This is a genomic window from Stenotrophomonas sp. YJH_SMC_16, assembly GCF_059367875.1.
In genome coordinates this window covers 68174-82460 of record NZ_JCAFRH010000001.1, presented here as the reverse complement: position 1 = coordinate 82460, position 14287 = coordinate 68174, and the positions used below count along the sequence as shown (strand labels likewise).

At 66.4% G+C, this 14287-nt stretch carries 10 protein-coding genes; 5 read left to right on the top strand and 5 right to left on the bottom strand.

Annotated elements, in window-relative coordinates:
• Nucleotides 1–117: 117 nt before the first annotated feature.
• The 4 genes from otsA to AC5P6E_RS00320 form a co-directional block, all read right to left on the bottom strand.
• Entirely contained in the window at nt 118–1482 is a 1365-nt protein-coding gene (otsA, locus tag AC5P6E_RS00335; protein ID WP_019338718.1) for an alpha,alpha-trehalose-phosphate synthase (UDP-forming), read from the bottom strand.
• Complete coding sequence (locus tag AC5P6E_RS00330) at nt 1479–3260, bottom strand: glycoside hydrolase family 15 protein (RefSeq protein ID WP_029550881.1); 1782 nt, start codon at nt 3258–3260, stop codon at nt 1479–1481. The genes otsA and AC5P6E_RS00330 overlap by 4 nt, the downstream gene beginning before the upstream one ends.
• Nucleotides 3261–3299: 39 nt before the next feature.
• Nucleotides 3300–4058, bottom strand: coding sequence for a trehalose-phosphatase (gene otsB, locus AC5P6E_RS00325; RefSeq protein ID WP_010481547.1), 759 nt, complete (start codon nt 4056–4058; stop codon nt 3300–3302).
• A 166-nt stretch (nt 4059–4224) separates the two neighbouring features.
• A complete protein-coding gene (locus AC5P6E_RS00320; RefSeq protein WP_019338716.1) occupies nt 4225–6660 on the bottom strand; it encodes a TonB-dependent receptor domain-containing protein in 2436 nt (811 codons plus the stop codon).
• A gap of 215 nt (nt 6661–6875) precedes the next feature.
• Between AC5P6E_RS00320 and AC5P6E_RS00315 the strand changes: the two genes are divergently transcribed.
• The 4 genes from AC5P6E_RS00315 (at nt 6876) to AC5P6E_RS00300 (ending at nt 12404) form a co-directional block, all read left to right on the top strand.
• Nucleotides 6876–7358, top strand: a complete 483-nt coding sequence (locus AC5P6E_RS00315) for a DUF3574 domain-containing protein (RefSeq protein ID WP_010481551.1) — start codon at nt 6876–6878, stop codon at nt 7356–7358.
• Nucleotides 7359–7394: 36 nt separating this feature from the next.
• A complete protein-coding gene (locus tag AC5P6E_RS00310; protein WP_029550880.1) occupies nt 7395–8252 on the top strand; it encodes an XAC2610-related protein in 858 nt (285 codons plus the stop codon).
• Between the two features lie 128 nt (nt 8253–8380).
• Nucleotides 8381–10099 (top strand): thiamine pyrophosphate-dependent enzyme, encoded by a 1719-nt coding sequence (locus tag AC5P6E_RS00305; protein WP_019338714.1) that lies wholly within the window; start codon nt 8381–8383, stop codon nt 10097–10099.
• A gap of 694 nt (nt 10100–10793) precedes the next feature.
• The gene (locus AC5P6E_RS00300) at nt 10794–12404 is read left to right on the top strand and encodes a SulP family inorganic anion transporter (RefSeq protein ID WP_010481556.1); all 1611 of its coding nucleotides are present in this window, start codon (nt 10794–10796) and stop codon (nt 12402–12404) included.
• A gap of 27 nt (nt 12405–12431) precedes the next feature.
• Here AC5P6E_RS00300 and AC5P6E_RS00295 read toward each other — a convergent pair whose 3' ends face one another.
• Complete coding sequence (locus AC5P6E_RS00295) at nt 12432–13142, bottom strand: glutathione S-transferase (RefSeq protein WP_019338712.1); 711 nt, start codon at nt 13140–13142, stop codon at nt 12432–12434.
• Nucleotides 13143–13312: 170 nt separating this feature from the next.
• On the opposite strand from AC5P6E_RS00295, the gene AC5P6E_RS00290 reads away from it, so the two are divergent.
• Nucleotides 13313–14134, top strand: a complete 822-nt coding sequence (locus AC5P6E_RS00290) for a DUF3014 domain-containing protein (RefSeq protein ID WP_019338711.1) — start codon at nt 13313–13315, stop codon at nt 14132–14134.
• Nucleotides 14135–14287: the final 153 nt, after the last annotated feature.

Here is a 14287-nt window from a genome sequence, read left to right as displayed (position 1 = left end):
TCTTCTGTAGAGTCGAGCCATGCTCGACTTGCTTTTTCTCCTGCCAGTAGCAGTCGAGCATGGCTCGACTCTACAAAACGCAGCCGAGCATGGCTCGGCTCTACAGGAACGCGTGCTTCAGCCTTCCAGCGCGTCCAGATAGCTGCGGCGCCAGTGGTTGATGTCGTAGGTACGCAGATGTTCCATCATCGCGTGCCAGCGCTCCTTGCGCCTGCTCAGCGACATCGTCGCTGCCGTGGCGATGGCGTCGGCCACGCCGTCCAGATCATGTGGGTTCACCAGCAGTGCCTGCTTCAGTTCGTCGGCAGCGCCAGCCAGCAGAGACAGCACCAGCACGCCGGGATCCTCCGGGTCCTGCGAGGCCACGTACTCCTTGGCCACCAGGTTCATGCCATCGCGCAGCGGCGTGACCAGGCCGACCGCCGCCGCCCGGTAGAAGCCGGTGAGCGTGGCATGGGTGAAGTTCTGGTTGACGTAGCGCAGCGGCGTCCAGTCGGGCTCGGCGTGGCCACCGTTGATGTGGCCGGCGATCTGTTCCAGCTGGCTGCGTAGCTGCCGGTACTCGGTGACGTCGCCGCGCGAGACCGGCGCGATCTGCAGGTAGGTCAGCGAGCCGCGCTGGTCGGGGTGGCGCTCAAGATAGCGCTCGAAGCCGAGGAAGCGCTCGGGCAGGCCCTTGGAGTAGTCCAGGCGATCTACGCCGATCGCCAGCTGGCGGTCACGCAGGCTGTTGCGCAGATTCTTCACCGCGGCCTTGGTGGCGGCGGTGCCGGCCTGGCGTGCGATCAGCTCGGTGTCGATGCCGATCGGGAAAGCCGCCGCACGGAAGCGGCGCCCGCCCGGTGCTTCCAGCTCGCCGTTGTCGAGTACGCGGCCACCACCGAACAGGCGCAGGTAGGTCTGGAAACGATCGGCGTCGCGCTGGGTCTGGAAGCCGACCAGATCGTAGGCGTACAGCGCGGAGAACAGTCGCAGGTGGTCGGGCATCGCCTGCAGCAGGTCGGCCGACGGCATCGGGATGTGCAGGAAAAAGCCGATGCGGCAGCCGATGCCGCGCTCGCGCAGCAGTGCGCCGAGCGGGATCAGGTGGTAGTCGTGGATCCAGACGATGTCATCCTCTCGCAGCAATGGCGCGAGCTTGTCGGCGAACAGCGCATTGACCTTGTGGTAGGTCTCGCGGGTGCCGCGGTCGTAGTCGACCAGGTCCAGCCGGAAGTGCAGCAGTGGCCACAGCGTGCGGTTGGCGAAACCATTGTAGTAGCCATCGACTTCGCGCTTGCTCAGGTCCATGGTGACGTAGTCGATGTCACCGTCCTTCTGCCGGTGCAGCGTGCCGCTGCCTTCCTTTACGGTCTTGCCGCTCCAGCCGAACCACAGGCCGCCGCGCTCCTTCAGGGCGGCCAGCAGGCCGACCGCCAAGCCGCCTGCGCGGTTCTCGCCGGGCACGGCCACACGATTTGATACCACGACCAGACGAGTCACGATGCCTCCTGCCAGGACCGCGACAGGCGCATCGCGGCGGTGATCAGGCCGACGTGCGAATAGGTCTGCGGGAAATTGCCCCAGGCCTCGCCACTGTCGAAGGCCAGATCCTCCGACAGCAGGCCCAGATGGTTGCGCTGCTTCAGCAGCAGCTCGAACATCTCGCGTGCTTCGTCCATGCGCCCGATTGCCGCCAGCGCATCGATGTACCAGAAGGTGCAGATGGTGAAGCTGGTTTCCGGCTCGCCGAAGTCATCCGGCGCGACATAGCGGTACAGCGAATTGCCATGCTTGAGGTCTCGGCCGATGGCATCGACGGTGGCAATGAAGCGCGCATCCAGCGCGTCGATGAAGCCGATATCGGCCAGCAGCAGCAGCGAGGCATCCAGCCGATGGCCACCGAAGGTATCGGTGAAGTGGCCCAGCTCCTCGCTCCAGGATTCGGCCATGATGCGCGCGTGGATGGTGTCGGCGCGCTCGCGCCAGTAGCGGGCGCGGTCATCACGCTTCAGGCGCACGGCGATCTTGCACAGGCGGTCGCACGCGGCCCAGCACATCGCGCTGGTATAGGTATGCACTTCGGTGCGGCCGCGGAATTCCCACAGGCCGGCATCGGGTACGTCATGCAGGGCGAACGCCTGTTCGCCCAGGGGCTCCAGGCGGGCGAAGGTGTGCGCATCACCCGGGTCCTGCAGGCGCCGGTCGAAGAACAGCTGCGTGGACGCCAGCACCACGCTGCCGTACACATCGTGCTGGCGCTGCACCCAGGCCAGGTTGCCGCGTCGCACCGGGCCCATGCCACGGTAGCCGGACAGGCTGGGTACTTCGTCCTCGTCCAGCTTGGCTTCGAAGCCGATGCCATACAGCGGCTGCAGCGTGCCGTCGGTGGTGGCCAGGTTGAAGATGTAGCCGAGGAACTGCTCCATCGTGCGTGTTGCGCCGAGGCGGTTCAGTGCGCGCACCACGAAAGCGGCATCACGCAGCCAGCAGTAACGGTAGTCCCAGTTGCGCACGCTGCCCGGGGCTTCCGGAATGGAGGTGGTCATTGCCGCGATGATCGCGCCGCTGTCCTCGTACTGGCACAGCTTCAGGGTGATCGCACTGCGGATCACCGCGTCCTGCCATTCCAGCGGAATGGACAGGTAACGCACCCATTCGCGCCAGTAGTCGCGGGTGCGTTGGAAGGCTTCCTGCACATAGCCACTGATCGAGCGGTTGAGCGATTCATCCACGCCCAGGATCAGGTGGATGGGATGGTTGAGTACGAACGGCAGACCGTCGCGCACGAAGCGCACCGGTACATCGGTGGTCAGCCGCAGCACATGCTCGGGCAGGATCCAGCGCACATGGTTGCTGCCCCAGGTGGACTCCGGCACGCGCGCGCCCCAGTCCGCCAGTGGTCGCGCACGCACGGTGATGCGCGGACTGCCGGCCAGCGGACGCACCTGGCGGATCAGGCTGACCGGGCGATAGAAACGGTCGTTCTGGCGCCAGCGCGGGGCGAAATCGAGGATTTCCAGTTCGCCACCGTGCGCGTCGCGCAGGACGGTGCGCAGGATCGCGGTGTTGGTCAGGTATTCCTGCTCGCTGCTCGCGAAGTCCTCCAGCTCGATGGCGAAGTCGCCACCGGTCTGCTGGTTGGGACCGAGCAGGGCACAGAAGGTGGGGTCGCCGTCGAAGGTGGGCAGGCAGCTCCAGACAACGCGGGCACGTTTGTCGACCAGGGCGCCGAAGCTGCCGTTGCCGACCACGCCCAGATCAAGATCGGGTTGGGTCATCACGCGGTACATCTCGGTTGCGGCCGTGGGGTGGCCGGGTCAATAGGCATTCTCACGCAGCCAGGCGTGCACGCTGCGTATGTCGGGCAGCGCGAACACCGCCTTGCTCGGTTCCCGCTCGCCCACCAGCACGCTCCAGCCATGCTGGACGTTGGCGGCGTCGAAGCCGAATTCATCGGTGAGGTCGTCACCGAGGAACACCGGCAGGCGGCCGCGGAAGGGCAGGTACTGCATCATCCGGCGCACGGCACGGCCCTTGTCGGTGCCGACAGGCACGAACTCGACCACATGGTCGCCAGGTTGCAGGCGGTAGCTGGCACGGCCACGCACGTGGCGGTCGGCGAAGGCGCGGACATCGCTGGCGGCATGCGGCGCGCCGCGCCAGTGCAGGGCCAGGCCGACGCCCTTGTCTTCCACCAGCACGCCGGGATGGCCGTGGGCGAAGCGCATCGCCTGCTGGTGCAGTGCGTGCAGCCACTCGGCGGTGTCGTCATCGTGTTCGTCACGCAGCACACGACCATCCTGGCCACGCAGTTCATGGCCGTGCAGGCCAGCGGCAGGCAGTTGCAGGGGAGCGAACAGTTGATCCAGCTGTTCAAGCGGGCGACCACTGACCAGTGCCACGGCACCTTCCAGTCGGTCGCTGATGCGGCCGATGGCTTCACGCACATCCGGCAGCAGCTGCACGGCATCCGGGCGCGCAGCGAATTCGATCAGGGTGCCGTCGACATCGAGGAACAACGCGCAGGCGTCATCCAGCAATGGCGGTGGCGGACGCAGGGGGAGCGGTTCAGCCATGACGCCCAGCTTGCCAGCGTGGGCGTGTACGTGGGGTCGAGGGCAGGCTACGGCCTTGCTTCGGTGGGTGCCGACCGTGGGTCGGCACAAAGGGTCAGCCTGCATTGAACCCAGACAGTGCGGACCAACGGTCCGCACCCACCCAAGGCAATTACACCCAGAGCAATCAGAAGGTATAGCGGACGCGGCCGTAGTAGTACGCACCGTTGCTGCCGATCGGCGACAGCACGTCGTACGGCAGGTTGCCGAAGTAGTGGATATCGCTGTTGGATCGATCCGGGTAGTTGTCGGTCAGGTTCTGGCCGCCGATGGCCACGCTCCACTGCGGGGTGATGCGGTACTCGACTTCGGCATCCAGCTGCCACTCGGCCTGGTAGGTCTGGCGCGGGATGTAGCCGTCACCGAAGTTGAACACGCGGGTGGCGCTGCCGTAGCGGTTCACGCGGCTGCTCAGCGACCAGTGGTCGTTGCTCCAGGCTGCCGAGAAACTACCGCGCGTGCGCGGCGTGGCGTCGGTGAGCGTGTTGGTTTCTTCGATGCCGAACAGCACGTAGTCCGGGTTCAGCGCACGCAGCTGTGCCGGCGTGGCCAGCACGTTCTTCAGCGTGGTCTTGGTATACGCATAGGTGCCGGTCAGCAGCAGCTGGCCATCGCCCAGCGACTGGCGCCAGTTGCTCACCAGTTCGGCGCCGCGGGTGCGGGTGTCGGCGGCGTTGACGAAGAAGCTGGCGCTCTGCAGGCCACTGACGCCGTAGTTGGCCGCCACATAGTCGGTCAGTGCGTCGCCAGTGATGCTCTCCGACAGCGCGATGCGGTCGTCGATGTCGATCTGGAAGAAGTCCAGCGACAGGTCGAAATGCTCGCCGATGCGGCTGGTGAAGCCCAGCGAGGTGTTGATCGATTTTTCCGGCTTCAGGTTCTGCGCACCCAGGCCGCGCGCGATCGGATTGTTGACCGACAACAAGCGGCCCTGCACCAGCTGACCGCCAGCGTTGTAGCCGGTGGAGGTGGATTCGTAGCCGATCTGGGCCAGCGACGGTGCGCGGAAGTTGTTGGAGATGGCACCGCGCAACGCGAACGCCGGGGTGAACTCATAGCGCAGGCCGAGCTTGCCGGTCAGTTCGCCGCCGAAGTCGTCGTTGTGCTCGTAGCGCGCGGCCAGATCGGTGGAGAACTTCTCGCCGAACTGGCTGGACAGGCTGGCATAGGCGCTGGCCACATCACGCGACAGGCGGGCCGCATCCTGCGGGGTCAGGCCGCCGCCGGCCTGCGAGCCGGTCGGGCGGTCGGTGTACGGGCCGGCGGCATAGCTGGCCGGGTCGCCGGGACGGGTCTGGTAACGCTCATGGCGCGCTTCCACACCCAGGCCGAGGGTGTGGCTGATGCTGTCGCTCTGGGTGAACACGCGGCTCAGGTCGAGGTTGCCCACGGTCTGCGCGTACTCGTAGTCAGCGGTCTTGAAGCGGGTTGGACTGGTCGGGCCCAGCGAGGCGTTGAGCGAATCACGCAGGCGGTAGGTGAAATCGTTCTGGCCGTAATCCAGGCTGCCGTCGTAGCTCCATTCGCCCCACTGCCCACGCACGCCGGCCACGGCCTGCACGTCGCGGTTCTCGCCTTCGGAGATCGGCCGGTAGCCATTCGGATAGACCTGCTTCCAGTTGGCATCGCCATCGGGGTAGCGGAAGTAGTTCGCGCCTTCGGTATCCCGCTGGTTGAAGGTACCGAATGCGTAGAACGTCGAGGTCTGGCCCACCGGGATCTCGGTGTTCAGCCACAGGTTGATGTCCTTGCTCTTGCCATCGCCCAGCACGTAGTTGCGCTTGCCCTGCAGCGCCAGGTTGCCCGGGGTCTGGTCCCACGGCGGAATCTGGTCGAAGCCGGCGCGGTTGGTGCCGTTGCGGTGCTTGTATTCAAGGCCGACGCGCAGGAAGCCTCCGTCTTCGCCCAGCGAGGTGCCGACCTTGGCGCTGATGTTGCCGGTCTGGCCATCGGTGAGAGTGCGGCCGATCGGCTTGAGGTCGGTGTGGTTGGCACCGTAGCTGGCCTCGATCTCGCCGCCGTCGCCGCCGTTGTCGAGGATCACGTTGATCACACCGGCCACCGCATCCGAGCCGTACAGCGCGCCGGCACCATCGCGCAGCACTTCGATGCGCTTGATTGCACTGACCGGAATCGAGTTGAAGTCGACCGGGGTGGTGCCCTTGCCGATCTTGCTGTCGGTGTTGACCAATGCAGTGTGGTGGCGGCGCTTGCCGTTGACCAGCACCAGCACCTGGTCCGGCGACAGGCCACGCAGCTGTGCCGCGCGCACGTGGTCGGCGCCGCCGGAGTTGGACTGGCGCGGGAAGTTGAACGATGGCAGCAGCGCCTGCAGCGCGCTGCCCAGTTCACCGTTGACCACGCCGGCCTTGCGGATGTCCTCGGCGGTGAGCACGTCCACCGGCGAGGTGGATTCGAGCACGGTGCGGTCGGCGGCACGGGTGCCGGTGACGATCACGGTGTCCAGGTTGGTGGCGTCCTGGGCCAGGGCCGGGACGGCGGCGGAGGAAAGCGCGAGGGCGATGGCGAGGCCGAGCGGCGACGCGGGCAGGCGGATGGACATGGGGGCTCCAGCAACAACGACGGCGGGGAAGGGGAGAGATAGTTTCACTTACATCCATCCGGATGAAGCGATATATTATCTTCGCGTGATGGCCGGTGCCGATGCAAGCCCCTGCCGGCCCGGCATGAGTTGATGCCCTGCTGGCATCAGCACGCCGGGCCGGTGGCGCTGTACGCTGCCGGCTCGCCTTGTCCCCCTTCCCCGGAGCTGTACCGATGAAACACCTTGGCCTCGTCTTCGCCGTGCTGCTGGCCACCAGCGGCTGCGCCAGCCTTTCTTCGCAGGCGCCCAGCGCCTATGCCACGGCCACCACCGCCGAACTGAAGGGCGATGCCGCACGGCCGTCCGCCGGCCATGGCTGGGTGCGCAGTGAGCTGTACTTCGGCGTGGGCGAGGAGCAGGGTGCCGGCAACCGCCCGCAGGCCGACACCATCAGCGAGGCGCAATGGCGCACGTTCCTGGACAAGGAAGTGACCCCGCGCTTCCCGGATGGCCTGACCGTGTTCGATGCCTACGGCCAGTGGCTGTTCCGCGGCGATGCCGCGCCCAACCGCCTGCGCACCAAGGTGCTGGTGGTGCTGCACGAAGACACTCCGCAGCGCCGTGCCGATATCGAAGCGATCCGCCTGGCGTGGAAGCAGCAGACCAAGCATCAGTCGGTGCTGTGGTCGCGGCAGCCGGTCGAGGTATCGTTCTGAGTTGAAGGCGCCACCGCGGTGCCGCAGGGGCCGATGATGAAACACAGGGAATGCGTGCTGGGCCTGGTGCTGGCGGGATTGCTGGCACCGTCGGCGCAGGCCAGTGGCGACGACGGCGAAACGCTGCGGTTCCAGGTGGCCGCGCACGTGCAGGCGCACGCCGATCCCCAGCAGGATGGCAGCATCGCCGTGCAGCTGTCGCCGTCGGGAAAGCGCCAGACGCTGGCGGGCGCGGCCGATGCCGACGGCAATTCGCGCTGGGGTCTGGAGGACGTCGATTTCGATGGCTACCCGGAACTGGTCGCACGCGCCTCGGTGGGCATGGTCAATGAAGCGGTGACGGTGTACCGCTTCGATCCGGCCAGTGCTTCGTATCGCGTGCTGCAGGCCGACACCCACGGCAAGGACAGTTGTGGTGACCTGATGGGGCTGAGCGTGGACGTTGCCACCCGCACCCTCACCAGCAGTTGCCGCAGCGGGCCGATGTGGTACGCCGACCAGTACCGGTTCGCGGGTGCGAAGCTCTACCTGTACCGCGCCGAGAGCGTGTTGATGCTGGGCGATACGTTGAACGCCGCGCTGCAGTGGGAACAAACCGAAGAACAGGGCCCTCTGGCGGTCTGGCGCACCTATGACCCCGCCGGCGGTGTGCTGGAGAGCGCCATTGCCGATGGCCTGGGTGCACCACCGGATGGGCCGTTGCGTGGTCAGCAGGCCACCGTGGTACCTGCGCGCCTGTTCCTGTTCGACCGGCCCGGTGCGTCCAGCACCAAGCGTTACCTCGTGCAGGGCGATCGCGTGGAACTTCTGGATGAACAGGACGGCTGGGTGAAGCTGCGCTACCGCAACCCGAAGCACGTCGCGGTGGAAGGCTGGATCAACGTCAACGACTGAAAAAGGGGACGGAGGGAATTAAGTCGTTTGTGGCACACACGACTTAATTCCCTCCGTCCCCTTTTTTTGCGGAGGCATCACTTCTACGGGTCTAGCCTCGGACGTTCCCCCGTTCGAGGATGTATCCGATGAGCAAGCGCGTGGCCGAAATCGTGGTGGACGCCCTGCAGCAGGCCGGTGTCCGCCGTTGCTACGGCATCGTGGGCGATACGCTCAACCATGTGACCGATGCGATGCATGGTAGTGACATTGCCTGGGTGCACGTGCGGCATGAGGAAGTAGCAGCCTTTGCCGCCGGCGCCGATTCGCTGGTCAGCGGCGAACTTACCGCCTGCGCCGGCTCCTGCGGCCCCGGCAGCCTGCATTTCATCAACGGCGTGTTCGAGAGCAACCGCAACCGCGCGCCGATGGTGCTGATCGCCAGCCAGGTGGTGACCAGCGAGCTGGGCATGGAATTCCCGCAGGAAGTGGACTTCAAGGCGGTCTACGCCAGTTGTTCGGTGTTCTGCGAGCAGGTGCACAGCGCCGAACAAGCGCGACGCGTGGTCACCCTGGCCTGCCAGGCCGCGATCAGCCGCCGTGGCGTGGCGGTGGTGATCCTCCCGGCCGACATCAGCCAGGCCGAGGTGAAGCACGATGTGCCGTTCTCGGTGCACTACACGCAGCCGGTGCTGCGCCCTTCCGACGCCGAACTGCAGCGCATCGCCGAGCTGCTGGGGCAGGGCAAGCGCATTGGTGTCTACGCGGGTGCCGGTTGCCAGGGCGCACACGCGCAGCTGCTGGAGCTGGCCCGGCGCCTGCAGGCGCCGGTCGCGCACACCTCGCGCGCCAAGGATTTCGTTGAGCCGGATAACCCGTACAACATGGGCATGACCGGTATCTTCGGCATCGAGTCCGGCTTCCACACGCTGATGGAATGCGACACGCTGCTGCTGCTCGGCGCCGATTTCGCCTGGGGCCAGTTCTACCCCGACAAGGCCACGATCATCCAGGTCGACCGCGATGGCAGCCACCTCGGCCGCCGCCACCCGGTGAACCTGGGTGTGGTGGGCGATATCGCGCCGACGCTGGATGCGCTGCTGCCGATGCTGCCGCCGCGCGAGGACAGCAGTTTCCTGGACGAATGCATCGAGCGTCGCGACAAGGCGCTGAAGAAGCGCGAACAGGAAGAACAGCCGGGTGAAGGCGAGCTGATCCACCCGCAGCATCTGACCGCATTGCTGTCGAAGTATGCAACGGATGACGCGCTGTTCACCGCCGACGGCGGCTCGCCGATGGTCTGGGTGCTGCGGCATATCCGGGTGAATGGCCGCCGCCGCACGCTGACCAGCCTGCTGCACGGCACGATGGCCAACGCGATGCCGCAGGCGCTGGGCCTGCAGAAGGCGTTCCCAGGCCGCCAGGTGATATCGCTGTCCGGCGACGGAGGCCTGGCAATGCTGCTGGGCGACCTGCTGACGGCAGTGCAGGAAAACCTGCCGATCAAGGTGGTGGTGTACAACAACAGCTCGCTGAACTTCGTCGAGCTGGAGCAGAAGGTGGAAGGGCTTCTGGACAACTACACCGATCTGAAGAACCCGGATTTCGGCCGCCTTGCCGAAGTGATTGGTTTCCACGGACGCACCGTGACCCGCAGCGAGGATCTGGAGGAAGCGGTGCAGGACTTCCTGTCGCAGCGTGGCCCGGCGTTGCTGGACGTGCATACCAGCCGCGCCGAGCTGGTGATGCCGCCGCAGATCGAGGCCAAGCAGGTGGCCGGAACGGCGCTGTATGCGGCCAAGGCGGTGTTGAACGGCCGCTTCGACGACGTGAAGCATCTGCTGGTGGACAACTTCCTGAAGAAGTAGGGGGTGGTCGATGCAGGGCTGCGCCCTGCACCCGCTACGAGCCAGAGCCAGAGCAGAAGCGGGTTTCCTGAGTGATGGCGGGGTGGGTCCGGTTGCGGGGGACGCCGTAAACCCGTCCCTGGGGGCTTGGCCGCGGCATCCATGCCGCGGACACCCCCGCAACCGGACCCACCCCGCCTTCGACAGCTTCCTGCAATCTGCCGGAACGGGATATTGCACTGGTGGGTGTCGACCTTGGTCGACACGGTAGATCCACGCCATGCGTGGATGAACGAAAGAATGATCGGAATGTCTTCTGTAGAGCCGAGCCATGCTCGGCTCGGAGGTTTCGCGTACAGCAGCCGGGCATGGGCTCGGCGCTACAACGAGAGCCTGCCTTTGCCTTTGATCTTTTGATTCTCTTCCGTGGCTGGCACGCGCAGGAAACTGTGGGAGGCCGGTCGGGATGGGCTGCGCAGGACCGTTGGCGCCATGGATGGCGCCATCGAGCCCCCAGGGACGGGTTTACGGCGTGTCCTGCGCAGCCCATCCCGACCGGCCCAACTCGCAATGCCATTCGACTAACAGTCGACTCTACCCGCGCCCAGCCACGAGGGGCCCCGCCGTTGGCTGGAACCCATCATTCCACCGCGGAATTGGCGCCCGGGCCCCGCTGGGCCTACCATCGGCGGTCCCCACCCCCACCGCCCTTTCCATGTCCGCTCCCGCTTCCGCCGCACCGCGTCGCTGGTTCGTCTCCGGCGACTTCAACGGCTTCTTCGGCCTGGTCGTCGACAACCTCTCCATCCTCGGCTTCATCGCCATGGCCCTGGTCGGGATCTTCCAGTTCCCCGCCGACGTGGTGTTCGGCCGCATGTTCCCCGGCACCGCCTTCGGCGTGCTGGTCGGCAACCTGCTGTACACCCTGATGGCGCGCCGGCTGGCCGCACGTACCGGCCGCGACGATGTCACCGCCATGCCGCTGGGCCTGGATGCGCCGACCAGCATCGGCATGGCGCTGCTGGTGCTCGGCCCGGCCTTCCTCGCCTTCAAGCAGCAGGGCATGGACCCGCACGCGGCGGGCATCGCCACCTGGCAGCTGGGCATGGCCGCGCTGGTCATCATGGGCGTGCTCAAGTTCGTGCTGTCGTTCTTTGGCGAAGCGGTCACCCGCGCGCTGCCACGTGCGGCGCTGCTGGGTTCCATTGCCGGCATCGCGCTGGTGCTGATGGGCCTGCTGCCACTGCTGGAAACGCTGCGCTCGCCGCTGGTCGGCTTCACCACGCTGGGCCTGCTGCTGTATGTGCTGATCGCCAAGGGCAAGCTGCCGGTGCGTGGCCCCGGCGTGCTGCTGGCCTTCGTGTTCGGCACCGTGCTGTATTACGGCCTGGGCGTGGCCGGACTGGGTGCACCGGGCTTCCATGTGCCGGAATGGGTGCCACCGCAGGTGGTGCTGCCGCTGCCGACGCTGGGCTTCCTTGAAGGCCTGCCCACGGCGATGACCTACCTGCCGTTGCTGCTGCCGTTCGGCCTGCTGATGGTGGTCGGTGGCATCAACGTCTCCGAGAGCGCACGTGCGGCCGGCGATGACTATCGCACCCGTGACATCCTGCTGGTGGAAGCGGTGGCGACGCTGGTGGCCGGTGTCTGCGGCGGCGTTGCGCAGACCACGCCGTACATCGGCCAGCCGGCCTACAAGCACATGGGCGCACGCAGCGGCTATACGCTGCTGACCGGCCTGTTCGTCGGCATAGGCGGCATGCTCGGCATCATTTCCGGGCTGGTGCAGTGGCTGCCACTGGCGGTGCTGGCACCGATCATCGTGTACGTGGCCATCGACATCACCACGCAGGCCTTCCAGGCGACGCCACGTCACCACACCGGTGCGATGGTGTTCGGTTTCCTGCCGTCGGTGGCCTACCTGCTGGCGATCAAGGCACCCGGCTGGATCGCCCCGGACCAGCTGCCACAGCTGCTGACTAAGCTCGACGGCCACGGCCTGCCCGAGCTGGCGGTGATCTTCACCCTTGGCAATGGCTTCATCATCACCTCGATGCTGTGGATCTCGGCGGTGGCGGCGATGGTCGATGGCCGCCTGCGCCGCGCCTGCGGTTTCCTGCTGGTGGCGGCGGTGCTGACCCTGTTCGGCCTGATCCACTCGGTGGACCCGCGCGGTGGCATCTACCTGCCGTGGGATCTGGAAGGCCTGGCGCGCATCATCAGCTGGCAGTTCGCAGGCGCGTATGTGGCACTGGCGGTACTGCTGGGGTTGCTGTCGTTGCAGAAGCAGCCGGTGAAGCCGCTGGGTGAAGGCACCGATCATTGACCGGGGGACGCCGGGCATGGCCCGGCGCTACCGTTCGGCGTCCAGCTCCGGGTAATGGCGGAAAATGCCATTCGTGTTGAACGCCAGCCGCCGTTCCGAGCCCAGGTAGGCGGCGATGTTCGGCCGCTTCGCCACCCGCTCCTGCAGCGCACGCAGCAGGGGCAGGGTCGGCGCCAGTGCCTGCATGCGGCGCGGGAACATGTAGTCCAGCCCGCTCAGCAGCTGGAACAGCGACAGATCCACATAGGAATGCTCGCGCAATGCATGTCGGCCTCCGTTGGCGGCCAGCACCTGTTCGAAGTAACCAAGGAACTTCGGCAACCGTTCGCCGCGCAGCGACGTGGCCCGGGCCTTAGCTTCGATCTTCTGCTCTTCGTAGTACTTCGATGCGGCGATCGGATGGTGGGTGTCATGTACCTCTGCCACCAGGTCGGCGATGGTCAGCTGCAACTGCAGTGCCTGCATCCGCCGCGAGGCCGCTTGCGGCACCAGGTCCAACGTCGGGCCGAGAAAATCCAGGATGGCCGCGACCTGCGCGATGACCTGTCGCCCGGCCTTCAGGAACGGCGGTGCGAAGGGCTGCGCACCTTCGCTGCCACCGTCGAGGAACGGCTGCATCACTGCATCGCCGTGCACCCGCGCCATGTCGATGTAATCGGCGCCGGCATCTTCCAGCGCCAGGCGCACGAACTCGCCACGGCCCTGGATGCCGGTCCAGTAATACAGCGCGTACTGCATGGCAGTGCCTCCACAGGACAAGACCCGCAGCGTCGCGCGTGGCGTGCAAAGCAGGCGTGAGCGCGGCTCTGCTGCAGGCCCGAACCCGAACGGCAGCGGAACAGGTGGGGAACCCGCTGGAATCGGTGGGGTCACACCCTCTCCATGCGTGTGAAACGAGGTGCTGCATCATGCAGAGTGGAAAGGCGGTATGGCCCTGGGTGTTGGGTGTGGTGGTGATCGGTGGCGCGGGCGGTTGGTTGTTCCTCGATCAGCTGAAGAGCCTGGCAGACGGTGTCTCGGTGCCGGTGCAATCAACCCCCTCCAGTACCAGTGCACCGCCACAACCACAGGCGGCCGCAGAACCCGCGCCAGCGCCACCGCCGATCAAGCATCCGCTGGATACCGAGGTCGCAGCCGATCCGGCGCTGCCGAAGCTGGCTGACAGCGATGCCGCTGCCTGGGGCGCACTGAGCCAGCTGTTCCAGGGCGAGGGCCCGCTGACCCTGTTGCTGCGCGATCACCTGATCCAGCGCCTGGTCACCCTGGTCGACAACCTGGACAAGCCCAGCGTGCCGCCCACTGCGCTGGCCGCACGGCCGCTGCCGGGCAGTCTGCAGGTCGAGCCCGCTGAGGGCGGCGAGCGGATCGCTGCCAGCAACGGGGCACGCTATGCGCCCTATGTGCAGGCATTCACCGCGCTGGACCCGGCGGCGACGGCTGCCGCCTACAAGCGCTTCTATCCGCTGATCCAGCAGGCCTATGTGGACCTGGGCCGACCCGACGGATATTTCAACGACCGCCTGGTCGCGGTGATCGATCACCTGCTGGAGACCCCGGAACTGGCCCAGGCGCCGCTGGTGCAGCGCGATGAGCGCGGCCGTTACCGCTTCGTCGATCCCACCCTGCAGTCGCGATCGATCGGCCAGAAGGCGCTGCTGCGCATGGATCCAGCGCAGGCACGGGCGGTCAAGCAGCAGCTGCGGGCGATCCGCACCGCGATCACCCGCTGAACCCGTCCACCGCGCGGAACTGATCCGGATCAACGCGCCGACCACACCCACTCCGGCATGCTGGCCACAGGCTGACTGGCCTCGGGGTGCAGTCGCAGTCACCCTTGAAACGGGGTGGGGCAACCGCATCTTTCCAGCATCGCCGGCGCGGGC

Coding starts and splice junctions, on each gene's coding strand:
- AC5P6E_RS00330 (WP_029550881.1), bottom strand. CDS start 3,260: ATGACCCAACCCGATCTTGATCTGGGCGTGGTCGGCAACGGCAGCTTC.
- otsB (WP_010481547.1), bottom strand. CDS start 4,058: ATGGCTGAACCGCTCCCCCTGCGTCCGCCACCGCCATTGCTGGATGAC.
- AC5P6E_RS00315 (WP_010481551.1), top strand. CDS start 6,876: ATGAAACACCTTGGCCTCGTCTTCGCCGTGCTGCTGGCCACCAGCGGC.
- AC5P6E_RS00290 (WP_019338711.1), top strand. CDS start 13,313: ATGCAGAGTGGAAAGGCGGTATGGCCCTGGGTGTTGGGTGTGGTGGTG.
- AC5P6E_RS00295 (WP_019338712.1), bottom strand. CDS start 13,142: ATGCAGTACGCGCTGTATTACTGGACCGGCATCCAGGGCCGTGGCGAG.
- AC5P6E_RS00305 (WP_019338714.1), top strand. CDS start 8,381: ATGAGCAAGCGCGTGGCCGAAATCGTGGTGGACGCCCTGCAGCAGGCC.
- AC5P6E_RS00320 (WP_019338716.1), bottom strand. CDS start 6,660: ATGTCCATCCGCCTGCCCGCGTCGCCGCTCGGCCTCGCCATCGCCCTC.
- AC5P6E_RS00300 (WP_010481556.1), top strand. CDS start 10,794: ATGTCCGCTCCCGCTTCCGCCGCACCGCGTCGCTGGTTCGTCTCCGGC.
- AC5P6E_RS00310 (WP_029550880.1), top strand. CDS start 7,395: ATGAAACACAGGGAATGCGTGCTGGGCCTGGTGCTGGCGGGATTGCTG.